The sequence below is a fragment of the Psychrobacter sp. 1Y4 genome (assembly GCF_051847555.1).
Map to the genome: position 1 here is coordinate 1 of NZ_JBPYDE010001240.1, position 500 is coordinate 500.

Annotated in this window: 1 protein-coding gene; it reads left to right on the forward strand. The window is 43.6% G+C overall.

Features of this window, described 5'->3' with window-relative positions:
- Positions 1-500, forward strand: a 500-nt coding sequence (locus ACS8FC_RS21340; RefSeq protein ID WP_439298246.1) for a nucleoside recognition domain-containing protein, incomplete at both ends; no start/stop codon positions are given.

Sequence of the window (500 nt, forward strand, 5' to 3'; positions counted from 1 at the left end):
AGTCTGCATGAAGGCTCACTGATAAAAAATCTTTTTGATGTTGATTGGTTTTGGTTCACCACGCGTTTGTTAGGGATGGTGTTTGTTTGGATGATTTATCTGCAAGTCGGCCCTGAGTTTATTATCAATCGCAATACGGGCGGCGTCATTTTCGAAGACTTGATTCCTATTCTGATTCCGTTGTTCTTCTTTGCTATTTTATCGCTGCCATTTTTGACAGACTTTGGCCTCATGGAGTTCTTGGGCACATTGGCCAGTAAGATATTTGTCAAGCTGTTCAAACTGCCAGGTCGTTCTGCCGTTGATGCCATGTCTTCTTGGTTTGGGGCAGCGTCAATCGGTTTGCTAGTCACCATGCAGCAGTATGATAAGAGTTTTTACAGTCAGCGTGAAGCAGCCATCATTGCCACCACCTTTTCAGTGACTTCCATTGCCTTTACCTACGTGGTTGCCAAAACCATTGGTGTGGACAATAACTTTGTCTACTTTTATCTGACCAT